Raw genomic sequence first — 2,382 nt, 5'->3', positions numbered from 1 at the left:
TGGCATGCATTTCGGCACGTTCCGCCTGACGGACGAACCGATGGACGAACCTGTCCAGCGCCTGCGCGCCGCCGTGCGCGAAGCCGGGCTGACACCCCGGCGCATGGATGTGATGGCGCATGGAGAATGTCGCGACATGCCATGGCGGCCCCCGGACGACACGGGATTGCCCGATGTTCTTTTCAGCCGAACCGTCTTATGATGCGTCCGTTCCCACAGGGGCAGGCCCCCGTTTTGCGTAAACCGACCAGCCAGGCAGGCACATGACCAACACAACCGCCAGCGGCGACCCGGCCGCAACCCCCGAATCCTTCAGCAACGCGGAAATCGAGTCCCTGTTCCTGTCCGCCGCGCGCGATGGACAGACCGACCTTGTGACCGAATTCGTGAAAGCGGGCCTCGACCCCGACATCCGCAACGACAAGGGCCATACCGCGCTGATTCTGGCGGCCTATAACGGCCATGCCGAAACCGTGCGCGCCCTGCTGGCCGCCGGGGCGAAGCCGGACCTGCGTGATGGAAAGGGATCGACCGCGCTGGCCGGTGTCGCCTTCAAGGGCGATCTGCCGTGCGCGCGTATCCTGCTTGACCATGGTGCGGGCATTGACGTGCCCAACCATATCGGCCGCACGCCGCTGATCTTCGCGGCGATGTTCAACCGCGACTCCATGGTTACCTTCCTGCTGGAACACGGGGCCGATCCCGACCTGTGCGATGGCGAGGGAATCAGCGCGCGCATCTTCGCCACACGCCAGGGCAATACCGCCCTGCTGGCCGCCATGGACCATACGCAGGCCGCGGCACAGGCTGAACACCCGGACCTGCCCATTCCCCCATCCGATCGCCCACGTCGCCCGCGCCGTATCGCGGGTGGCGCGCCTTCGTTCATCCCCCCGATCAATCTGGAATTTTCCCTGATGAGCCGTTTCTGGAGCCCTGTCGTCCATAACCTGACCCCGTATGTGCCGGGGGAACAGCCCAGACTGGCCAACCTGATCAAGCTCAACACCAATGAATGTCCGTACGGCCCCTCCCCCAGGGCACTCGCGGCCATCCGGGCCGCGACGGACGATACGCTGCGCCTCTATCCCGACCCCACGGCCCATGCGCTATGCGCCGCCATTGCCCGCGCACATGACGTGCCCGCCGATCATGTCTTCGTCGGCAATGGATCGGATGAAGTGCTGGCCCATGCCTTCCAGGGGCTGCTCAACCACGAGGATCCCCTGCTGTTCCCCGACATCAGCTACAGCTTCTACCCGGTCTATTGCGGGCTGTACGGCATCCGGCACGAAACGGTGGCGCTGGACGGGGGCATGCGCATCGACATTGCCGCCTATCGCAGGCCGTGTGGCGGCATCATCATCCCCAACCCCAACGCCCCGACCGGCATGGCGCTGCCACTGTCTGAAATCCGCGCCCTGCTGGCCGATCACCCCGATGCGGTGGTGGTGATTGACGAAGCCTATGTCGATTTCGGCGCGGAAACGGCGGTTGCGCTGGTGGCCCGGCACCCCAACCTGCTGGTGGTCCGCACCCTGTCCAAATCCAGCGCGCTGGCGGGGCTGCGGGTGGCTACGCCATTGGCCAGCCCGACCTGATCGCGGCGCTGACCCGGGTGAAGGACAGCTTCAACTCCTATCCGCTGGACCGTCTGGCGCAGGCCGGGGCCATCGCCGCGATCGAGGATCGGGAATGGCTTGCAAACACCCGCGCGAAGATCATAAACTCACGCGACAGGCTGACAGACAGCCTGGGAAAGATGGGGTTCGTGGTTCTGCCGTCACAGGCGAATTTCGTATTTGCCCGGCATCCGGACCATGACGGCGCATATCTGGCCTCCGCCCTGCGGGAACGGGCCATCATCGTGCGTCATTTCCGGACCCCGCGCATCGCGCAATGGCTACGGATCACCATTGGCACGGACGCCGAATGTCAGGCCCTGGTAACGGGGCTGGCCGAAGTGCTTGCGCAGAACGGAGGCTGACACCAGCCCCCGGTTCATCACATGCCGCGCCCGTCCACCCCGCCCTGACCGGCGGGCACGGGCTCAGTACGTGCCGCACGTCTTTCCATCACACGGTTAATTGGCAACTCATTTCCTGGACCCGAGGTCCACAGGATACCTATCATGCGCGCATTCCACGGACAGATGTCCGACAACCAGCCGATCCGCCGCTCGCTGCCTGAAAAGCAGAAGCAGCTCCGCGACCTGCGCGAAACGCTGGCGACCATGAAATCGCATACATCCCCCGCCCTGCGCGAAAGCGTGCAAAAGCGCATCCGCCAGCTTGAAAGCGAAATCTCCGCCGCCCCGGCCCTCGAAAACCGCCGAGAAACGGCGCGCCCCCACGGGCAGCGCCAGCACGACCGGCGCCGGGC

At 65.2% G+C, this 2,382-nt stretch carries 1 protein-coding gene and 3 pseudogenes; all 4 read left to right on the top strand.

Annotated elements, in window-relative coordinates; genetic code table 11:
- Positions 1–202, top strand: a pseudogene (locus JCM25156_RS13875) (hypothetical protein); the annotation flags it as partial.
- A 61-nt stretch (positions 203–263) separates the two neighbouring features.
- A pseudogene (locus JCM25156_RS28100) lies at positions 264–782 on the top strand (ankyrin repeat domain-containing protein); the annotation flags it as partial.
- A gap of 135 nt (positions 783–917) precedes the next feature.
- Positions 918–1,987 (top strand): annotated as a pseudogene (gene hisC / locus JCM25156_RS24570) (histidinol-phosphate transaminase).
- Positions 1,988–2,131: 144 nt separating this feature from the next.
- A partial coding sequence (locus JCM25156_RS24565; protein ID WP_034959924.1) for a hypothetical protein occupies positions 2,132–2,382 on the top strand: 251 nt, incomplete at its 3' end.

Source organism: Komagataeibacter kakiaceti JCM 25156 (assembly GCF_000613305.1).
This window is presented reverse-complemented; position numbering and strand designations above follow the sequence as displayed.